The organism is Ornithinibacillus massiliensis (assembly GCF_018310345.1).
GTDB classification, from domain to species: Bacteria; Bacillota; Bacilli; order Bacillales; family Amphibacillaceae; genus Ornithinibacillus; species Ornithinibacillus massiliensis.
The window spans coordinates 58,990-78,938 of sequence record NZ_JAGXBY010000006.1; the positions used below are offsets into that span (position 1 = coordinate 58,990).

The window sequence follows — 19,949 nt, forward strand, 5'->3', positions numbered from 1 at the left end:
ATAATATTAAGTTGTTTGTCATGTACGTTTATTTGTTTGCATATGATGATATGTGGCCTATTTTTCCTGATAACAGGGAAAATACCGGTGCAATTAATTCATTAGGAGTGAATGCAGCGATGTGTGGGATAACCGGTATTGTGAGTTGGAATAATTTTGTGCGTGAAGAAAAGGAAATACTTCAACGTATGACAGATACGTTGTCATTAAGAGGTCCAGATGATACGAATCTTTGGTTAAATACTTTTGTGGGTTTTGGACATAAGCGATTGGCGGTTGTGGATTTAGAAGGTGGGAAACAGCCAATGCAAAAGAAAGCTGGTGGCAATACGTATACACTTGTCTATAATGGCGAGTTATATAATACAGAGGAATTAAGAAAAGAGCTTCTAAATCGCGGCTATACGTTTCAGACGACTTCTGATACAGAAGTATTACTGACTTCCTATATCGAATGGAAGGAAGATTGTGTAGAGTATCTTAATGGAATCTATGCCTTTGGGATATGGGATGATGCTAGACAACAGCTATTTATGTCACGTGATCGAATAGGGGTAAAACCTTTATTTTATTTAGAAGATGAAAATCGTTTTCTATTTGGTTCGGAAATAAAGGCAATATTGGCTCATGATAGTGTAAAAGCAGAAGTTGATTATAGTGGTTTAGCAGAAATTTTTGGATTAGGTCCATCAAGTACTCCTGGTCATGGGATTTTTAAACATATGAAAGAATTGCGTGCGGGACATTCGCTAACCTTTTCAAAAGATGGGTTAAAGACTTGGCGTTATTGGAATGTGGAGAGTAGGGAGCATACGGATTCTATTGAAGAGACGATTCAACGAGTGAGAGAACTTTTTATTGATGCAGTACAGCGCCAGTTAGTAGCCGATGTACCAGTATCTACTTTCTTATCAGGTGGTGTGGATTCTAGTGCGATTACCGCAGTAGCATCGGAGTATTTTAAAGATAATGGGAGAGGGACACTGACTACTTTTTCGATTGATTATGAAGGAAATGATAAACACTTCGTCGCTAGTAAATTTCAGCCATCCACTGATAAACCATTTATAGACAAAATGGTGCAAGCTTTTGAAACAGATCATCATGACGAGATAATTTCTGGGGAAGAATTGGCACATTACTTAAAAGAAGCGGTTATACTACGTGATCAACCAGGAATGGCGGATATTGATTCCTCTTTACTTTGGTTCTGTAAGCAAGTGAAGAAGCATACAACGGTAAGCTTATCTGGTGAATGTGCGGATGAGATATTTGGTGGATATCCATGGTTCCATGACCCGGATTCGGCGGAGGACGGCTTCCCATGGGTACGTTCGCTTGATTCTAGAATTGATTTATTAAAGCCAAAATGGCAAGAAAAGCTTGATTTAAAAACATATGTCCATGACCGATACCGGGAAACCATTGAAGAAACTCCTCGACTAGATGGAGAAGGGAAGCAGGATGCAAGAAGAAGAGAATTATTCTATCTAAATATTCATTGGTTTATGCAACAGCTTCTTGATCGGAAGGATCGGATGAGTATGGGGGCAAGTCTAGAGGTTCGGGTTCCGTTTGCTGATCATCATTTAGTAGAATACGTTTGGAATATTCCTTGGGAGATGAAGATGTATAATAATCGAGAAAAAGGAATTCTGCGTAAGGCTTTAGAAGGAGTTTTACCAGATGAGGTTTTATACCGTAAGAAAAGTCCTTATCCAAAGACCTTCCAGCCTGAATATACACAGCAAGTAATAAAATGGATGAAGGAAATACTTTCGGATAAGGATGCACCATTATTCGAATTTCTAGATAAAAAGAAAGTCGAAGCGATAGTTCAAAGCGAAGGAAAGGAATTTAAAGATCCTTGGTATGGTCAGTTGATGAAAGGGCCACAACTGATTGCTCATTTGTGTCAGATTGATTATTGGTTAAGGACATATCAGGTTAAAATATCGGAATAGCTAGTAAAAATGGTGAATCATCTTTTATAATGGTTCACTTTTTTTACTGGCTAATTAACTAAACCACCCTATGAGAAAATGAAGGCATCCACTATATGTGCCACAAGAAAAGCGCTTTCTAATAAACAGGGACAAGCTACTTCATTTTAGATTCGGTTCATTTTCCTTCGTTAGAACAGTCCCTTTTCCCAAAATTAATTCAACAAGATTCGAGGAATAAGTTGTATATTCTAAATGTAATATGAAAATTAAGTCGAAATAACAGTTAAATGGTCATAAAATAAAATCAATATTCAATTTACTGATTATTGAAAATAGTGGTACAAGATGATATAGTTGGGATAGAATGTGTAATCGCTTACAAATAACATCCATCAATTATAAAGGAGTGGTTCATGTGAGTAACAAAGCGGTAGTTTATGTGAAGCCTGGTGAGGTGGAGGTACGGGATATTGGCTATCCGGATTTAGTGCTACGAGACGGTCCTGGTGTAAACCCACTGAATGTTGGGAGAAAATGTAATCATGGGGTTATTTTGAAGGTCATTACAACGAATATTTGTGGTAGTGACCAGCATATGGTACGTGGTCGTACTACTGCTCCTAGTGGATTGGTTTTAGGACATGAGATTACTGGTGAAGTAGTAGAAGTTGGTAGCGATGTTGAATTTATTAAGAAGGGTGATATTGTCTCCGTACCGTTTAATATTGCCTGTGGTCGTTGTGTAAATTGTAAAAGTCAGGATACCCATATTTGCTTGAATGTAAATCCGGACCGTCCAGGATCTGCCTATGGTTATGTAGATATGGGGGGATGGGTTGGTGGACAATCCGAATATGTCATGGTACCATATGCGGACTTCCAATTACTTAAGTTCCCTGACCGTGAGCAAGCATTAGATAAAATCCTAGACTTAACAATGTTATCGGATATATTCCCAACCGGCTACCATGGAGCGGTAAGTGCTGGAGTCAAAATGGGCTCTACCGTATATGTTGCAGGAGCTGGACCTGTAGGATTAGCTGCAGCACATTCAGCCCAACTATTAGGTGCATCTGTAGTTATTGTTGGTGACTTAAATGAGGCTCGTCTAGAGCAAGCAAGAAGTTTCGGATGTGAAACTATTAATCTACGTGAGCATGATAATCTAGGAGAGCAAATTGCCGAGATTCTAGGGGTTCCTGAAGTAGATTGTGCTATTGATGCAGTAGGATTTGAAGCTAGTGGCCATGGTAAAAATGCCGGCGAAGCACCAGCTACCGTACTTAACTCTATAATGGGTATTACGAAAGCAGGTGGAAGGCTAGGTATTCCGGGGCTGTATGTAACAGGAGATCCAGGTGCAGTGGATGATGATGCGAAAGAAGGTACCTTAAAAATTCGCTTTGGACTTGGATTTGCAAAGGCACATATCTTTGTAACAGGTCAAACACCAGTAATGCGTTACAATCGCGATCTAATGAAGGCAATACTTAGTGGAAGAGCCCAAATTGCGAAAGCGGTAAATGCAACATTAATATCTATTGATGAGGCACCAGATGGTTATAAGCAATTTGATGGAGGCGTTTCTCGCAAATTTGTTATTGACCCACATGGTTCGGTGAAAAATCGTGTCTCTGCTTCTGCAAGTGCCCATGCAGAATAAGAAATAGATTATTATATCTAGCAAATAGAAGCCTACACTTACGGGAAAGGAAAGTGTAGGCTTTTTCAACTAATAATTAGCGAAAATAGTTTCACACCTTTACAAGAAAAAGTAGCTGTATCATGTGGGTTTTCTTAAGATAATGACATGTTAATTAGATTAATAGAATATATTTAAAATAGGACATTTGGTTCTAGTTTACTCTCCTAAACAGGCCAAATTTCCTGTAGTAGGACTTATAAACTGAAAAAGGGGTGTTGGGTAAGATGTCAGAGTTTATGGCGGAATTAATTGGCACGATGATTTTGGTCATTTTTGGTGGAGGAGTTGTCGGGGGCGTTGTACTGAAAAACTCCAAAGCAGAAGGCGCCGGTTGGATAGTTATTACGATCGGATGGGGTCTTGCAGTAACGATGGCAATTTATGCTGTAGGTAGTATTTCAGGAGCGCATGTCAATCCGGCAGTAACAATTGGTTTTGCTTCTGTTGGAGAGCTTGAGTGGGCTAAGGTTCCATTATTTGTAACAGCCCAAATGCTAGGGGCAATAATAGGAGGAGTCATTGTATATTTAACATATATTGCACATTGGCGTAAAACGGATGACCCTGCGACTAAGCTTTCCGTATTCTCGACCGCACCAGCAGAGCGTAGCATGTTTGCAAACTTCTTAACGGAGACAATAGGTACATTTGTTTTATTATTAGGCTTAATGTTTATTGGGGCAAATGAATTTACGGAGGGGCTAAATCCGTTAATTGTTGGTCTGTTAATTGTAGCAATCGGAATGTCTTTAGGTGGTCCTACGGGCTATGCGATTAATCCTGCTCGTGATTTAGGACCAAGAATTGCTCATGCGGTATTACCTATTGCTGGTAAAGGGGACTCCGATTGGGGGTATTCCTGGATACCAGTGCTTGGGCCAATCTTTGGTGGTGTTTATGGGGCGGTTTTCTATCATGCCATATTTCAAGGAGACTTTTCCGTATTATTTTGGATTATGAGTGGATTAATGTTACTTGTTATTGTAGGGGCAGTGAATGAAGATTTTAAAAAACAAGGAGCAAGTAGAAGTCAGACTAACAAAGAAGCGGTATAATAGTCATTATTAGGGAGGGATATCTTGATGGAAGAGAAATATATTTTAGCCTTAGACCAAGGTACAACAAGCTCAAGAGCGATTCTTTTTAATCATAAGGGAGAAATTGTAGAAACAGCTCAGCGGGAATTCGAACAGTTTTTCCCGAAACCAGGTTGGGTAGAACATGATGCAAATGAGATTTGGACTTCGATATTAGCGTGTATTGCGGAGGTACTAAGAAAAGCGGATGCTGATCCAAGTCAGGTAGCGGGAATCGGTATTACGAATCAACGCGAAACAACGGTTGTATGGGATAAGAATACAGGAAAACCAGTCTATAAAGCGATTGTATGGCAATCTCGTCAAACTGCAGATATTTGTAACGAATTGAATGAAAAGGGTTACAATGAGCTGTTTCGAGATAAGACGGGACTATTAATCGATGCTTATTTCTCTGGAACAAAAGTAAAGTGGATACTTGATAATGTGGAAGGCGTACGGGAAAAGGCAGAGAACGGTGATCTTTTGTTTGGAACAATTGATACATGGCTAGTGTATAAGCTTTCCGGTGGAAAAGCCCATGTAACAGATTATTCAAATGCATCCCGTACATTGATGTTTAATATTTATGAGCTAAAATGGGATGATGAATTGTTGGAAATTCTAACCGTTCCTAAATCAATGCTTCCAGAAGTTCGTCAGTCATCTGAAGTTTATGCCCATACCGTAGATTACCATTTCTTCGGTCATGAAGTTCCGATTGCTGGAATTGCAGGGGATCAGCAGGCAGCGTTATTCGGTCAGGCTTGCTTTGAAACAGGTATGGCAAAAAATACGTACGGTACTGGCTGCTTCATGCTTATGAATACGGGGGAAGAAGGTGTGAAGTCAGAACATGGGCTTCTGACAACATTAGCATGGGGTGTTGATGGAAAAGTGGAGTACGCCTTAGAAGGTAGTATCTTTGTTGCAGGTTCTGCAATTCAGTGGCTACGGGATGGGCTACGAATTATTAAAAATGCCCCAGAAAGTGAAGATTATGCTTCAAAGGTTGAGTCGACTGATGGGGTATATTTAGTACCGGCATTTGTCGGACTTGGTACACCTTATTGGGATAGTGATGCACGTGGAGCGGTCTTTGGTTTAACTCGTGGAACCTCAAAAGAACACTTTATTCGAGCTACATTAGAATCGCTAGCCTACCAAACAAGGGACGTGCTGGATGCGATGATAGCAGATTCTGGAATTGAGTTAAAAACATTGCGTGTTGATGGTGGCGCGGTTAAGAATGATTTCTTAATGCAGTTCCAAAGTGATATCTTAGGTGTACCAGTAGACCGCCCAGTCGTACAAGAAACAACAGCACTAGGGGCAGCATATCTTGCAGGGCTTGCTGTTGGCTATTGGAAGGATAAAGAAGAAATCGCTAAGCAATGGCAAATTGATAAAACATTTGAAAACCAAATGGATGCAGAGGAAAAAGATAATTTATATGCCGGTTGGCAAAAGGCCGTGGCAGCTACAAGAGAATTTAAACGATAATAGATATGGCCCTAACGAATGTACCGCTAGGGCCATTCATACTATATAGAGACAAAGGGGGAACGCCAAGTGAAAAAAATTATCAATGATGCCAATCAAGTCGTACAAGATATGGTGGACGGACTTGTCGCTGCTAATCCCACTACATTAAAGCAAGTGCCTGAAACATTTGTAGTAGTGAGAAAGGATGCACCGGTAAAGGGAAAAGTGGCCATTGTTAGCGGTGGTGGTAGTGGACATGAGCCTGCCCATGCTGGATATATAGGAAAGGGAATGCTAGATGCTGCGGTTTGTGGTGAGGTGTTTACATCACCAACACCTGACCAAGTGTTGGAAGCAATAAAATCAGTAGATGGTGGTGCAGGAGTATTATTAGTAATTAAAAACTATACCGGTGATGTGTTGAATTTTGAAATGGCTGCTGAGCTTGCAGAAATGGAAGGTATTCAAGTGGAGAAGGTCATTGTTAACGATGATGTTGCTGTAGAGGATAGTTCATTTACTACGGGACGACGTGGTATAGCTGGAACTATTTTTGTTCATAAGCTTGCAGGAGCGAAGGCTGCATCTGGCGCAAGCTTGGAAGAGGTGAAATCTGTTGCAGAAAAGGTAGTAGCCAATGTCCGTTCCATGGGGATGGCTTTGACGCCTTGTACGGTTCCTGCAGCAGGAACGCCAAGCTTTCAGCTAGCGGAAGATGAAATGGAAATTGGAATGGGAATCCATGGAGAGCCGGGGATTAATCGTGGATTAATAGCTAGCGCCGATGAAATTGCTACGACGTTAACAGAGAAAATTCTGGAAGACTATGATTTTTCTGGTGAGGTAGCTGTACTAGTAAATGGATTAGGGGCAACGCCGGAAATGGAACTCTATATCGTGAACAAAAAGGTTCATGCCCTTTTAGCTGATAAGGGGATTAGAATTTATAAAACATTTGTAGGCGAATATATGACATCATTAGAAATGGCGGGATGCTCTGTATCCCTACTAAAATTAGACGAGGAATTAAAGGAATTACTAGATGCAGAGTCATTAGCTCCTGCATTTCGAATCTAGGAAGGGAGTGATTCCATGGAACTAAATGTAGAAGATATGATTAAGTGGCTCGGGTTAGCAAATGAAAAAATCCAAGAAAATAAAGTATACTTAACAAAACTAGATCAACCAATTGGTGATGGCGACCATGGAATTAACATGGCTAGAGGATATCAAGAAGCTGTTCTTGCATTACAGGCTAAAGAGTATAACGCTCCTTTTGAGGTGTTGAAGGATGCTTCCATGGTATTATTGTCCAAAGTTGGAGGTGCATCTGGTCCATTATATGGTACGGCTTTTTTGAAATTGTCTATGGAGGTTAAAGTGAAAGAAGTACTGAATCTTCAAGATTTAGCTAATGGTTTAGAAGCAGGACTTACAGGGCTTAAGCAACGCGGGAAATCTGAGATAGGGGAAAAGACACTTATTGATGTATGGGGACCCGTTGTAGACTATTTTCATAAAGCCGGTTTTCAGCCAGACGATCTCACGGAATCGGCACGAAAAGCAATGGAAAATACCAAGGATATAATCGCTACAAAGGGCAGGGCAGCCTATTTTAAAGAAAAATCTATTGGTCATATTGATCCCGGATCTGCTTCCTCTTATTTAATTTTTGAAGCTTTGGCAGAAGTGATAAAGGAGAAGGAATAGATGAGTTATGTTGGTATTGTACTCGTATCCCACAGTATAAAGCTAGTTGAAGGATTACGAGATATTATCCGTCAAGTCATTCATGAGGTTCCAGTAGAAATAGCTGGTGGAACAGAAGAAGGAGATATTGGCACGAGTGTAGAAAAGGTCTTGGCAGCTATTGAAAAAGCGGATACTGGAAAAGGAGTAGTCCTCTTTTATGACCTTGGTAGTGCTAAAATGAATGCCGAAGTCGCATTGGAATTAGCAGAGTCTACCGTGAAAATCGTTGATGCACCATTAGTGGAGGGGGCATATGTTGCGGCAGTAGAATCCAATATGGCTAAATCATTGGAAGAGGTATATGAAGCGGTGATGAAAGAGTTTTGATCATAATCTGGCCAGACCGATCCAAGTCTGGCCTTAGTTTATTAATATGGAATGTATTCATCTAACACTTCATCATAGTAATACCACATGCCGTCGTTCTCATCATAGTATGTCCATGCATCTAGGTAACCATCATAGTAATACCATATATCCTCTACTTCATCATAATAACTCCACTCACCAGTATCTTTATCATAATAGATATTTTCATCGAAATAGCCATCCTCTGACCATTTCTCCTCAAAATAATCATCGTACTCCTCATCATACCAGTAATCGTAGTATGAGTCATCATCACCAAAGTATTCCCAAAGAACATCCCCTAGCTCTGACCAGAAATCTTTATAACCGTATTCCCAATAGTGATAAAACCCTTCATCATCTGAATACTCGCCACCGTCAAAATATCCATCACTCCATGAATCATAACGAACATCATCTCCATAATATTGGGCGAGAATCTCCTTCTCTGTCATTGGTTGATTAATCCAAGATTCAATAAGAGAATGTACGGTATACAGTGGAATACTAAACCCAATCATAGCATCCTCTAGACTTTCAGCTGAGTTAATCGCAACAATTTTTTCAGAGGACTTCGAAATAAGTGGCCCACCACTACTGCCAGGTGAGATAGGTGCGGAGATTTGATATAAATTTTCATAGACATAAGAATCAATGACAAAACTACGGTTTTTCCCTGTTATATACCCCATTGTTGCAGTATTTTCTAACCCTAATGGGCTACCAAGTGCAATAATTTCCTCTCCAATATTAGAAGAATTTGAGACTTCTAAGTTAAAAGGTTCTACCCCTATTAAATCTGGTACAAGAATGACTGCAACATCGGTTTCGTTCGAATAACCAATAACCGTACCAGGATACTCGACTCCATTAATTGTCTTAACATATATATCGGTTTCCCCTTCAATTACGTGCGCATTCGTGATTACTGCTCCTTCCGTATTGTATAAGAAGCCCGAGCCTTGACTATATGGTGTAAACACGGTATAAACGGTCTCTTGAGCAGCCGCAATGATTTCAGTTAGTTTCCGTTTTTGTTCATCCTGCAGTTCTTGTTTTTCTATTTCAGGAGCTGTAAACTCTGCTACCTGCTCGGGGCCCTTTTCATTTAACTGATTTTCCGTAACAGGTGCCCCAGCGAAAAAGCTATTTGCACTGTTTCCATAAAAATTTGTCACAATAAAAATGCTAACCCCAATGACACCAAATAATAGTAACGATAGAAATATAACGGTAAAAGGACTTAGCTTTTGTACTTGTTTGGACCCACAATAAGAGCAGAATTTTGAGTTTGGCCGTCTCTCTTTCCCACAAGATTGACAGTACATATTCGAACTCCTTCTTTCTTCGTAGATACTATTATTATATCATGATTAATTTAATCTTAAGCCTGCTGTTTCACATTTTTATAGATACGGAGATTGGTAATAGTGTATGGGGCTGAGGGAGGAGCAGATGAGCCGGGGGAAAGAGAGCATGGGCCTGAGAAGGAGAAAGATGATCCCGAGGGAGGGGAGCATTAGCCCGAAAAGGAGAAAGATGATACCACGGGTGGAGAGATGAAGCCCAAAGAGAGAAAAGATAAGCCCGCGGGTGGAGAGCATGAGCCCGAAAAGGAGAAAGATGATACCACGGGTGGAGAGATGAGCCCAAAAGAGAAAAGATAAGCCCGCGTCAGGAGAGCATGATCACCAAAGTAGGAGAGCATAAGCCAAAAGTAATACAGATGCTCCCAAACCTAAATTACATGTGCCCAAAGCGGGTATCAGGGAGTGTAATATAGGGGATGTCAAATAATGTGTGTAAGTATAGATACACACCCCCAAAGCCAAATAGTTGCCCACCTCCCCCCTATACCAGATTAACCTTAGGTTAGTAGCCATCAAAATGAAATATGTAAGCTACAATTTATACCCTGTTCTACTCTTAAATCGTTTTAAAATAACAGAGCTTTCCACACGTGTAATTCCCTCTACTGAATAAAGCTCTTCGTTAATAAATGTTTCTAATTTTTGGAAGTCCTCTACTAATACGTGCATATGTAACGTACTTGGACCAGTCATTTGATAAATGCTTGCGACATTTGGATTGTCTGCTAAATTTTGTGCTACGGTTTGTAATTGCTTTGGTTCGACATCTACTTCGAAAAACGCTGAAACTTTTTTTCCCATCTTTTCTGAATTAATGACAACAGTAAATTTTTCGATGACGCCTTTATCTTTTAGGTTTTGTATTCGATCTTTTACCGCAACACGGGATAAGCCTACTTTTTCTGCAAGCTCAACATAAGATAAACGTCCATCTTCAGCTAATAGGGATAGTAATTTTTTATCTATTTCATCGTATTTCATTTCTGATCGCTCCCTGAGTAGATATTTTGTTAACATTATAGAAGATGTCTAAACAAAATGAAAGTAAATCATCGTTAATTTGATTGAAAGGAAAGTATGAATGAAATTTTACTTTATTATAGAAGATTCCTAGATTGACAGATTAGTTTTTCTTTCGTAATATGATATATAATTTCGAGCATTTATTGGGGAGGGTTTTAGTTGGTTACATTTAATCATCAATCATATCCGTATGCGAACACGAGACATTCTACATATGGAAAAAATGGAATGGTAGCAACATCTCAGCCACTTGCTGCACAGGCTGGTCTAGAAATTTTGAAAAAGGGCGGGAATGCAATTGATGCTGCAATAGCAACTGCTGCATGTTTAACTGTTGTAGAACCAACCTCTAATGGTATTGGAGGTGATGCCTTTGCCCTTGTTTGGACGAAGGGAGAGCTCCATGGACTAAATGCTAGTGGGAAATCACCAAAGAATATTTCCATTGAAGCTGTAAAGGAAGCTGGCCATGAGGAAGTTCCTACTCACGGCTGGATTCCAGTAACGGTTCCAGGTGTTCCGGGCGCATGGGCTGAATTATCAGAGCGATTTGGCAAGCTTCCACTGGATGAAGTGTTAGCACCAGCCATTCGTTATGCCGAGGAAGGATATCCTGTTTCACCAACATTAGGGAAGTATTGGAACTTAGCCTATAAAGCATTTAAACAACGTCTAACAGGTGATGAATTCAAGCATTGGTTTGATACCTTTGCACCATACGGTCGGGCGCCAAAGATTGGTGAGATGTGGTCTTCACCAGGGCATGCAGCTACACTAAGGTCGATTGGAAAAACGAAGGCAGCTTCATTTTACCGTGGTGAGCTAGCAGAGAAGATTGTCCAATTCTCTAAAGAAACTGGTGGCTATTTAACAGCGGAAGATCTTGCAGATTTTAACGCAGAATGGGTTGACCCAATCCATGTGAATTACCGAGGCTATGAGGTATGGGAAATCCCACCTAATGGTCAAGGAATTGTTGCATTACAAGCATTAAATATTTTAAAAGGCTTTGAGTTCCCAGAGAAAGAATCTGTTGATACGTATCATAAACAAATTGAAGCAATTAAGCTAGCTTTTGCTGATGCTGAAAAATATGTTACAGATGAAGCGCATATGAGGGTTACTTCTGAGCAAATATTAAGTGAAGAGTACGCAGAAAAGCGTAGAAGCCTAATTGGTGAAGAAGCACTCCTTCCTGAAGCTGGTGATCCAGCACTAAGTGGTACGGTTTACTTAGCAGCGGCTGATGGAGAAGGAAATATGATTTCCTATATTCAAAGTAACTACATGGGATTTGGTTCTGGTATTGTTGTTCCAGGTACAGGAATTGCACTGCAAAACCGTGGACATAATTTCTCAATGAATCCTGAACATGCCAATGCTTTAGAAGGTGGAAAACGTACATACCATACTATTATTCCTGGATTTATGACCAAGGGTGACCAACCAGTCGGACCATTTGGTGTAATGGGTGGGTTTATGCAACCACAAGGACATGTGCAAGTAGTTATGAATACCGTAGACTTTGGTTTAAATCCGCAAGCTGCTCTCGATGCACCTCGTTGGCAATGGATGAAGGAGAAAGTCGTTGAAGTAGAAAATCGTTTCCCGCATCATTTAGCACAAGCTTTGGCAGAAAAAGGGCATCATATAAAAATAGCTCTTGAACCGAATAGCTTTGGACGCGGGCAGATTATTTGGCGTGACCCTGAAACGGGAGTGTTAGTCGGTGGTACGGAAACTAGAACAGATGGAACAGTTGCAGCTTGGTAATATGAACAGAAAGGTTGTTAAGGTTTAAATGAAAACACAATGGCATTTGTTTTTAGCTTTCTTTCGAGTGGGAATGCTGGGATATGGTGGTGGCCCGGCATCCATTCCACTGATGCATAAGGAAGTTGTGAGTACATACAAGTGGATGGATGATGAGGAATTCGGGGATGTATTAGCGATAGCGAATACACTCCCAGGTCCAATTGCTACCAAATTAGCTGGATATATTGGCTACCGAATGTCTGGTTGGTTAGGGATGATGAATGCACTGATAGCAACGATATTACCGACTGTCGTATTATTGATTGTTTTATTATCAACACTAGCATCCTTTAAAGATATCCACTGGGTAAAAGGAATGACTGCAGCAATCGTCCCTGTTGTTGGAATGATGATGGCTACATTAACCTGGCAATTCTTTGATAAAGCAAGAGAAGGGATGGGCTGGATTCGAGCGATATTAATGACTATTGGGACTATTATATTTTTATATATTTTAGATATCCACCCAGCAATAATAATTGTCATACTCATAGTTGCTGCTCTGCTTATCCGAGATAAACAACGTGAAAAAGGAGGGGACCGTTAATGTTGCTAACGTATTGGCAAATTTTTATATCCCATTTTATTCCAGGAATCGTTGGCTATGGTGGCGGTCCAGCAGCTATTCCACTAGTTGAAAATGAAGTGGTTGGTAGATACGGATGGATGACCGTTCAGGAATTTAGTGAGGTGTTGGCTTTAGCAAATTCACTACCTGGCCCCATCAATACAAAAATGGCAGGTTATGTTGGATATGAAGTTGGTGGAATAATAGGTGCTTTTATTGCTATTTTTGCCACTGTAGCACCATCATTAATTATTTTGATTATACTATTGAACTTATTGAATAAATTTAAACACTCTCCTAAAGTAAAACGTATTACATTATTTGTTCGTCCTGTTATAGCAATCTTACTTGGATATATGGCATGGAGGTTCTTCTTTGAGTCGTATGAAGGTATTGGATTGTTACATACAGTTATCATTGCACTAGCGAGCTACCTCTTAATCGAACGAATTAAAATAAATCCTGCCTTTGTTATTTTAGGTGCATTTTTATATGGTGGATTGTTATTATAAGGAGAAATTCCTAATAGGATGGCTTGCGCTTTCTTCATATTGGCTTAAAAATGGGATAAGTCGGCTATCGTATAATACATTTTCAATCAAAAAAGATGATGAGACATTGTTCTCATCATCTTTTTAATATGTACGCTACTTCACTAATCCTAGTTCCTTCAATCCATAGAATACACCTGCATCAGCTACAGTCTTCGTTTCATATTTGGCGTACTGAAATAGTTCCGGATTGGCATTACCCATGGCAAAGCTTGCACCGACTGTCTCCAGCATCTCTTTGTCATTCATTCCATCTCCAAAGGCGATAGACGCTTCAGCAGAAATAGTTAGATGTTTTAATGCTATTTTAACAGCTTCTCCTTTATTAACGGATCTTCGAATGACATCATAGCATTGCTCCGCACCATTAACATTTACTTGTGATAGCCTAATATCATCATCTTTTTCGTATAAACTCACTTCTTTAGGCGTTACATTAATTAAGGTTGCACCTAAAATATGTTCGATAATATCCTCATTCATTGGTTTTAGGTTTGATAATGCAAACATTTCAGCGAATTTTATCAACGGAGGTGAATCTAATGACGTAACGAAATTATCTTCACTGGAATAGAAAATGATGTCATGGCCATGCTCTTCGGCAATTGCTAGATATCTTTTTACAATGGTAGGGTCCATTGGAGCATCTAATATGTTTTTACCTTTATACATGGCATAGGCTCCGTTATAGCCGATGAAAGATTTAATATTTAAATCCGCAGCAAGCTCACTTAATTCGTGGGAAGGCCTGCCAGTTGCTAAGAAAACTTCCATTCCTAATTCTTGTACTTGAGCGATCGCTTCCTTTGTTTTTGGATGATACGTATGATCTGGTTTTAAAATCGTGCCATCAATGTCTAGAAATAATATTTGATATGTCATGTCAATCTCCTCTTAATGTAGTGATGACTATAGTGTATCATAGAACGATTAAGGAATCGAAAACAGATTGTAAAGATAAATAATTGTAATACTATTTTAATATCTTTTATAATAGGGATAACTTAATATACTTAATTTCTCATAAGGTAGGAGATATAGTTTGATCATTCGAAAATTGCTAAAAGATGAAGTGCCCCCAATTGATTTATTACTACTTGCAGATCCATCAGAAGAAATGATTATGGGATACTTACAACGTGGAGATTGCTATGTAGCGGAGTTAGATAGTGAAATAGTAGGGGTTTTTGTTTTACTTCCGACAAGACCTGGAACGATGGAGATTGTAAATGTTGCTGTCTCAAAAGAATATCAGAGTAAAGGTATTGGGAAAAAACTTATTCAAGATGCGATTGAAAAAGCAAAAATAGGTGGATATAACGCAGTTGAAATTGGTACTGGTAATTCTAGTATTAATCAACTAGCGCTATATCAAAAATGTGGATTTCGCATTATCGGAATCGATCCAGACTTCTTTATCCGTAATTATTCGGAAGAAATCTTTGAATATGGTATTCAATGTAGAGATATGATTCGGTTAAAGCTAGATTTATAGGGGAAGAGAGAAGTATTAATAGTGAGGAACGGTAAAATGGATATAAAATTCTGCTTTCAATTAACGAAGGAAAGTACAACAAAGGATGCCTATCAGCTTGGCTTTCTTGAAGCGGATTTAACGATTTTAGTGAATGGCCATGTATTCTTTCACGAACCCTATATAACGATAGCGGAGCTTGGAGTTCAATTAGGAGAATGGATTAAAAATGTAAATAGTGGTCGCATGATGAATATGAATTATCTATCTATTGATCATGATGAGCCGATCATTAACTTTGTGTATAGGGATAATCATCAGTGGAAGCTTACGTCAATTTGGCAAAAATTTAGTGTGGATGAGATTATTCCTACAAACACTTTACTGCAAGCTACGAATGATTTTTTACATGAATTACACGCAGAATTGAATTCGATTAATTACGCTGTAAAACTGGATAAATATTTACCAAGAACATAAGAGAACCGGAGAGATAGCTCTCCGGTTTTCCTAATTATAAAGCCTTATCATCCACACTAGCTAACCATGCTTCTATTGCTTTCACAGTGGATTCGACAGTACCTTCCTCAAATGGAGATTTTAAGTTTGCTGTTTTTACTAATTCTAAGAAAGGTTTAGAACCGCCTAATTTACAAAGCTTCAAATAATCATTCCAAGCTTCCTCACAGTTTTCTCTTGAGCGTTTCCAGAATTGGAAGGCACAGATTTGTGCTAGAGTGTAATCGATGTAATAAAATGGCACATCATAAATATGTCCTTGGCGCTGCCAAATTGCCCCGGTACTCCAGTACGGCAGATCATCATAATCACGATGTGGTAGATATTTTTCCTCTACTTGTTTCCAAGCTGCTTTTCGTTCTTCAGGTGTCCAGTCTGGATTTTCATAAACTAAATGCTGGAACTCATCAACAGCTACTCCATATGGAAGAAAACGTAATCCACTTGATAGATGGGAATACTTATATTTGTCTGTATCCTCTTGGAAGAACAATTCCATCCATGGCCAAGTGAAGAATTCCATACTCATAGAATGTATTTCAGCAGCTTCATAGGTCGGCCAAATGTATTCAGGGATACCAATACTACGGCTTTGATACACTTGGAAGGCATGACCTGCTTCGTGTGTTAATACATCTATATCTCCTGAAGTACCATTGAAGTTAGAGAAGATAAATGGTGATTGATAATCCTCGATAAATGTACAATAGCCACCAGATTCTTTTCCTTTTTTCGCTTCAAGGTCCATTAGATTACGTTCAATCATAAAATTAAAGAATTCATTCGTCTCTGGTGACAACTCTTCATACATCTTTTTCCCATTTTCGATAATCCATTCTGGTGAACCTTTTGGATTCGCGTTTCCTGTTTTGTATTGGAAGCTTTCATCATAGAACTTCAAGGAATCAAGCCCAATGCGTTTAGCTTGCTTTTCATAAAGCTTCGTTACTAGAGGCACAATGTATTCTTGTACTTGCTTCCGGTAATTTGCAACCATTTCTACATTGTAATCAATACGCATCATGCGAACATAGCCTAATTCTACGAAGTTTTTATAACCAAGCGTGGTCGCGATTTCATGACGAACTTTTACTAATTGATCATAAATGTCATCAAATTTCTTGGCATTTTCCTCGAAGAAGCGAGCAGAAGCTCTAGCACAGTTTTTACGGACTTCACGATCCTTATCCTGTAGGAATGGACCTAGCTGAGCTAATGTGTACGTTTTGCCATTAAATTCTATTTCAGCTGAAGCAACTAATTTCGAATACTCGGATGTTAATTTATTTTCTTTTTGCAGTAGTCCCATTACTTCAGGAGCAAATCCTTTAATCGAGTAATCCGCTATTTCAAATAATTGTGATCCCCATTTTTCCTCTAAATCTGCTCGGAATGGTGTCTTTACTAATTCTTTGTAAAAATCAGTATTTAATTTTTGCACCTCAGGGGAAATCTCATCCCAATAATCACGTTCCTTTTGATAAAATTCATCATTTGTATCAATGGAGGCACGAACGTAAACAAGATTAAATAAAGTGGAAATGTGATTTCGGAAAGCATTGATTGCTTCAATAGCTTCATTCTGTTCTTCTACCGATTTAGCTTTGGTAAAAGCTTCTAATAGCTTTGCAAACTTGTCTTTTTCTTGCTCAAAATCTGGTCTTTCATATGTATAATTTTCAAACGTTAGCAAATAAATTCCCCCTTAAAATTAATGAAATCAATTTTCTATTATAGTGTACACTATTTTGGAGGAAATGAAGACTTTTTTGGTTGGAAGAATGTGAATATTTGTTTATCAGTATTGATAGCGAATGGAGGAAAGGGAAAGGGGTTTTCTTAAATACTAAATCTCGTTTATGGTAAAACGAAAAGAGGCCGGGACAAAAGAATTTATCCTAAAGGAAAAACCGAATGATGAGCAAAGACCACGCTCCGGAAATATACTTGCGGTTGCTTCCAGCACAGGGGCGACATCTGCTCGATAAAAACATCGCAGTGTCTATCTTGCCGCCGGGCGGCTGGTGAGCCCCCTCGTGCTACTTCTTTAGGGGTCTCAACCTTGTCTTAACCTCCCGCAGGAGTCTACGTATATTTCCGGAGCTAGTATCGTGTATCATTCGGTTTTACATTTAATTCTTTTAGTTATGTCCCACTCTCTCATAATACATCTGTTTCATGCGGTTCGCTCAAAAATTATCCTGCTTCTACATATTGCGGTATTGACTTTTGCTTATGTATAGCAATATAAAGTAAAACAATGCCGCCAATAAATAAAATGGTTTTGATAAAAGAGAAGTCGGTGAATCCTAATACCATGTTTAGTAGACCAAAAACACCAACAAATAGTAACAAATAAACAACTGCAAGCTTGGTATTGCCCATCACTTTACCCCTCCGTTTTAATACTTAATTCTATTCAATAAAGCTTCCCGTAACATAGCAGTTTATTAAATGTGCATTTAATTCCTTATATTTTCATATTAACGTATCATCCATTTTATTTGAAAATGATGAAATGTAAAATAAACCATTTGTATATCGATATAGGTTTCTATGTTGTTACTACTAGGTAAATAGGAAAAGGAGGGGCTGTTATTAGGGAATAAGGGACAGACCACCAGTTAACACTGATGGTCTTGTTGCATCATGCCGCTACAGCCTTATTTTTATTTTCCGATTGATCCAATACTACACTTGCCGTGGCATCTCCCATCACATTAACCGCTGTACGAATCATATCCAAAATACGGTCAATTCCAGCAACAAGCGCAATGGCTTCTAGTGGGAGATTAACGGCTGCTAATGTCATGGTTAGCATAACCATGCCTGCACCAGGAACACCTGCTGCACCAATAGAAGCTAAGGTTGCTACAAGAGCAACAATTAGAAGTTGCCCGATAGATAGCGATTGGCCAAAGTATTGGGCAGTAAACATAACAGCAATCCCTTGATAGATTGCAGTTCCATCCATATTAATAGTAGCACCTAATGGCAAGACAAAGCTGGAGGTCTCTTTTGATACACCAAGATTTTCTTGTGTGTTTTTCATGGTAACAGGAAGTGTGCCTGAGCTACTACATGTTGTAAATGCTACTGTTACGGCGGGGAGTATGCCTTTTAAAAACTGTAAGGGACTCATTTTTCCTAATGTTTTAAGAGCAATAGAGTAGATTACGACGATATGAAGCACACTAGCAATTAATATGGCGATTATTAACTTCATTAATGGCATTAAGACATCAAGACCGTATTGTCCGACAATTGGAGCAAGTAAGCCAAAGACACCAAGAGGAACTAGCTTCATTACGACTGCGGTAATTTTGTACATTACCTCAGCAAGTCCATCGAAAAATCGTTGTACAGGTGCTGCCTTATCACCTGCCAGTGTAATACCTAGTCCTAGAAAGATAGCGAAAAAGATAATTTGTAAAATGTTAGCGGTTGCAAGTGATTCAATGGGATTCGTAGGAATAATATTTAGCAGTGTATCCATCACACTTTGTGTTTCACCTGATGGGATATTTTCTTCGTTTAGACTTACATCAACCCCTGTTCCTGGAGATAGTAGGAGTGCAACTATTAGACCGATGGTAATCGCAAAAAAACTAGTCACAAGGTAAAAGGAGATGGTTTTCCCACCTAATCTACCGAGTTTCTTCATACTACCAGCACTCGTTACACCAACTATAATCGTGGCTAAGATTAATGGTACGATAATGAAACGGATGAGACGTAAGAATAAATCCCCGAGTGGCTGAACATATGCCGCTCTATCACCTAATAACAACCCAACTATAATAGCTAATACAAAAGCAGCAAGTAATTGCCACAAAAAGCGGTTTTTCATAAATAAATACTCCTTTCTTTTGGTATGTTAAACAAGAAAACCTTATTAAGGTTAACTAAAATAACGATTGTTTATAACTATTCAAATTTTTCGGAAAATATATTAGTAAAACATAAAAAATTTACGATACTAATATAAATAGGTAATAAAAGTGAGGTGTAAACATGTTAGTACAGACAATTATAACTATTGGAGCAATCTTGGCTGTAATTGGCATTGTTTTAGGGTTTGTATTGTTAAAAATGACCGGAGGCGAGGGGTATGTACCTTATTATCCAAGTGCCCTTCTAACTTTAGCAGGGATAGTGTTTGCTTGTATTGCTGCTCCGATGGACGTAATGGTAAGAGAAGTTGGACTAGGAGGATGGGCAATAGCAGCTCTTTTTGCAGCAGGTATTAGCTTTATCGTTACTAGTGTTAGCCATGCTTTTCAAATTCATGATAACGAAGCTTAAAAAAACATCGCA

General features: G+C 39.0%; 20 protein-coding genes. 14 read left to right on the forward strand and 6 right to left on the reverse strand.

Annotated elements, in window-relative coordinates; genetic code table 11:
• The first annotated feature begins 119 nt into the window (after positions 1-119).
• From asnB to dhaM, 7 genes are all read left to right on the forward strand, one after another.
• Positions 120-1,964 carry an asparagine synthase (glutamine-hydrolyzing) gene (gene asnB / locus KGF86_RS15615; protein WP_211742505.1) on the forward strand — a complete coding sequence of 615 codons (1,845 nt, stop codon included), beginning with the start codon at positions 120-122 and terminating at the stop codon, positions 1,962-1,964.
• 397 nt (positions 1,965-2,361) lie between these two features.
• Positions 2,362-3,609, forward strand: coding sequence for a formaldehyde dehydrogenase, glutathione-independent (gene fdhA / locus KGF86_RS15620; protein WP_343221467.1), 1,248 nt, complete (start codon positions 2,362-2,364; stop codon positions 3,607-3,609).
• A gap of 266 nt (positions 3,610-3,875) precedes the next feature.
• Positions 3,876-4,706, forward strand: a complete 831-nt coding sequence (locus tag KGF86_RS15625; RefSeq protein ID WP_186870417.1) for an MIP/aquaporin family protein — start codon at positions 3,876-3,878, stop codon at positions 4,704-4,706.
• A gap of 27 nt (positions 4,707-4,733) precedes the next feature.
• Positions 4,734-6,230: a glycerol kinase GlpK gene (glpK, locus tag KGF86_RS15630; RefSeq protein ID WP_186870416.1), complete on the forward strand. Its 1,497-nt coding sequence runs from the start codon at positions 4,734-4,736 to the stop codon at positions 6,228-6,230.
• A gap of 69 nt (positions 6,231-6,299) precedes the next feature.
• Entirely contained in the window at positions 6,300-7,289 is a 990-nt protein-coding gene (gene dhaK / locus KGF86_RS15635) for a dihydroxyacetone kinase subunit DhaK (RefSeq protein ID WP_211742406.1), read from the forward strand.
• Between the two features lie 15 nt (positions 7,290-7,304).
• The gene (gene dhaL / locus KGF86_RS15640) at positions 7,305-7,922 is read left to right on the forward strand and encodes a dihydroxyacetone kinase subunit DhaL (RefSeq protein WP_211742407.1); all 618 of its coding nucleotides are present in this window, start codon (positions 7,305-7,307) and stop codon (positions 7,920-7,922) included.
• Entirely contained in the window at positions 7,923-8,291 is a 369-nt protein-coding gene (gene dhaM / locus KGF86_RS15645) for a dihydroxyacetone kinase phosphoryl donor subunit DhaM (protein WP_211742408.1), read from the forward strand.
• 41 nt (positions 8,292-8,332) lie between these two features.
• Here the strand turns inward: dhaM and KGF86_RS15650 are convergent, their stop codons facing one another.
• Both KGF86_RS15650 and KGF86_RS15655 read right to left on the reverse strand, forming a co-directional pair.
• Positions 8,333-9,640, reverse strand: a complete 1,308-nt coding sequence (locus tag KGF86_RS15650; protein WP_211742409.1) for a trypsin-like peptidase domain-containing protein — start codon at positions 9,638-9,640, stop codon at positions 8,333-8,335.
• 573 nt (positions 9,641-10,213) lie between these two features.
• Positions 10,214-10,663, reverse strand: coding sequence for an Lrp/AsnC family transcriptional regulator (locus tag KGF86_RS15655; protein ID WP_186870410.1), 450 nt, complete (start codon positions 10,661-10,663; stop codon positions 10,214-10,216).
• A 270-nt stretch (positions 10,664-10,933) separates the two neighbouring features.
• On the opposite strand from KGF86_RS15655, the gene KGF86_RS15660 reads away from it, so the two are divergent.
• The 3 genes from KGF86_RS15660 to KGF86_RS15670 are packed head-to-tail and all read left to right on the forward strand — an operon-like array spanning position 10,934 to position 13,600.
• Positions 10,934-12,478 (forward strand): gamma-glutamyltransferase family protein, encoded by a 1,545-nt coding sequence (locus KGF86_RS15660; RefSeq protein WP_425516501.1) that lies wholly within the window; start codon positions 10,934-10,936, stop codon positions 12,476-12,478.
• Positions 12,479-12,506: 28 nt separating this feature from the next.
• Positions 12,507-13,067, forward strand: a complete 561-nt coding sequence (locus KGF86_RS15665) for a chromate transporter (RefSeq protein WP_186870408.1) — start codon at positions 12,507-12,509, stop codon at positions 13,065-13,067.
• On the forward strand, positions 13,067-13,600 hold the full coding sequence (locus KGF86_RS15670; protein WP_186870407.1) for a chromate transporter: 534 nt from the start codon (positions 13,067-13,069) through the stop codon (positions 13,598-13,600). Before KGF86_RS15665 ends, KGF86_RS15670 begins: the two co-directional genes overlap by 1 nt.
• Before the next feature lie 135 nt (positions 13,601-13,735).
• Here the strand turns inward: KGF86_RS15670 and KGF86_RS15675 are convergent, their stop codons facing one another.
• On the reverse strand, positions 13,736-14,521 hold the full coding sequence (locus KGF86_RS15675) for an HAD family hydrolase (RefSeq protein WP_211742411.1): 786 nt from the start codon (positions 14,519-14,521) through the stop codon (positions 13,736-13,738).
• A 160-nt stretch (positions 14,522-14,681) separates the two neighbouring features.
• Between KGF86_RS15675 and KGF86_RS15680 the strand changes: the two genes are divergently transcribed.
• Together KGF86_RS15680 and KGF86_RS15685 are read left to right on the forward strand one after the other, a co-directional pair.
• A complete protein-coding gene (locus KGF86_RS15680) occupies positions 14,682-15,134 on the forward strand; it encodes a GNAT family N-acetyltransferase (protein ID WP_211742412.1) in 453 nt (150 codons plus the stop codon).
• Positions 15,135-15,170: 36 nt separating this feature from the next.
• Positions 15,171-15,593, forward strand: coding sequence for a DUF7878 domain-containing protein (locus KGF86_RS15685; protein WP_211742413.1), 423 nt, complete (start codon positions 15,171-15,173; stop codon positions 15,591-15,593).
• 34 nt (positions 15,594-15,627) lie between these two features.
• Here KGF86_RS15685 and KGF86_RS15690 read toward each other — a convergent pair whose 3' ends face one another.
• Complete coding sequence (locus KGF86_RS15690; RefSeq protein WP_211742414.1) at positions 15,628-17,325, reverse strand: M3 family oligoendopeptidase; 1,698 nt, start codon at positions 17,323-17,325, stop codon at positions 15,628-15,630.
• A 166-nt stretch (positions 17,326-17,491) separates the two neighbouring features.
• Here KGF86_RS15690 and KGF86_RS19525 point away from each other — a divergent pair, with 166 nt between their 5' ends.
• Positions 17,492-17,620, forward strand: a complete 129-nt coding sequence (locus KGF86_RS19525; RefSeq protein WP_281413789.1) for a hypothetical protein — start codon at positions 17,492-17,494, stop codon at positions 17,618-17,620.
• A gap of 208 nt (positions 17,621-17,828) precedes the next feature.
• Here KGF86_RS19525 and KGF86_RS15695 read toward each other — a convergent pair whose 3' ends face one another.
• Positions 17,829-18,017 (reverse strand): hypothetical protein, encoded by a 189-nt coding sequence (locus tag KGF86_RS15695; RefSeq protein ID WP_211742415.1) that lies wholly within the window; start codon positions 18,015-18,017, stop codon positions 17,829-17,831.
• A gap of 262 nt (positions 18,018-18,279) precedes the next feature.
• The gene (locus KGF86_RS15700; RefSeq protein WP_211742416.1) at positions 18,280-19,482 is read right to left on the reverse strand and encodes a dicarboxylate/amino acid:cation symporter; all 1,203 of its coding nucleotides are present in this window, start codon (positions 19,480-19,482) and stop codon (positions 18,280-18,282) included.
• Between the two features lie 164 nt (positions 19,483-19,646).
• On the opposite strand from KGF86_RS15700, the gene KGF86_RS15705 reads away from it, so the two are divergent.
• Positions 19,647-19,937 carry a hypothetical protein gene (locus tag KGF86_RS15705; RefSeq protein WP_186870400.1) on the forward strand — a complete coding sequence of 97 codons (291 nt, stop codon included), beginning with the start codon at positions 19,647-19,649 and terminating at the stop codon, positions 19,935-19,937.
• Positions 19,938-19,949: the final 12 nt, after the last annotated feature.

Coding starts and splice junctions, on each gene's coding strand:
- KGF86_RS15665 (WP_186870408.1), top strand. CDS start 12,507: ATGAAAACACAATGGCATTTGTTTTTAGCTTTCTTTCGAGTGGGAATG.
- asnB (WP_211742505.1), top strand. CDS start 120: ATGTGTGGGATAACCGGTATTGTGAGTTGGAATAATTTTGTGCGTGAA.
- KGF86_RS15650 (WP_211742409.1), bottom strand. CDS start 9,640: ATGTACTGTCAATCTTGTGGGAAAGAGAGACGGCCAAACTCAAAATTC.
- KGF86_RS15655 (WP_186870410.1), bottom strand. CDS start 10,663: ATGAAATACGATGAAATAGATAAAAAATTACTATCCCTATTAGCTGAA.
- KGF86_RS15625 (WP_186870417.1), top strand. CDS start 3,876: ATGTCAGAGTTTATGGCGGAATTAATTGGCACGATGATTTTGGTCATT.
- KGF86_RS15660 (WP_425516501.1), top strand. CDS start 10,934: ATGGTAGCAACATCTCAGCCACTTGCTGCACAGGCTGGTCTAGAAATT.
- KGF86_RS15700 (WP_211742416.1), bottom strand. CDS start 19,482: ATGAAAAACCGCTTTTTGTGGCAATTACTTGCTGCTTTTGTATTAGCT.
- KGF86_RS15675 (WP_211742411.1), bottom strand. CDS start 14,521: ATGACATATCAAATATTATTTCTAGACATTGATGGCACGATTTTAAAA.
- dhaM (WP_211742408.1), top strand. CDS start 7,923: ATGAGTTATGTTGGTATTGTACTCGTATCCCACAGTATAAAGCTAGTT.
- KGF86_RS15685 (WP_211742413.1), top strand. CDS start 15,171: ATGGATATAAAATTCTGCTTTCAATTAACGAAGGAAAGTACAACAAAG.
- KGF86_RS15695 (WP_211742415.1), bottom strand. CDS start 18,017: ATGGGCAATACCAAGCTTGCAGTTGTTTATTTGTTACTATTTGTTGGT.
- dhaL (WP_211742407.1), top strand. CDS start 7,305: ATGGAACTAAATGTAGAAGATATGATTAAGTGGCTCGGGTTAGCAAAT.
- glpK (WP_186870416.1), top strand. CDS start 4,734: ATGGAAGAGAAATATATTTTAGCCTTAGACCAAGGTACAACAAGCTCA.
- KGF86_RS15670 (WP_186870407.1), top strand. CDS start 13,067: ATGTTGCTAACGTATTGGCAAATTTTTATATCCCATTTTATTCCAGGA.
- KGF86_RS19525 (WP_281413789.1), top strand. CDS start 17,492: ATGGTAAAACGAAAAGAGGCCGGGACAAAAGAATTTATCCTAAAGGAA.
- KGF86_RS15705 (WP_186870400.1), top strand. CDS start 19,647: ATGTTAGTACAGACAATTATAACTATTGGAGCAATCTTGGCTGTAATT.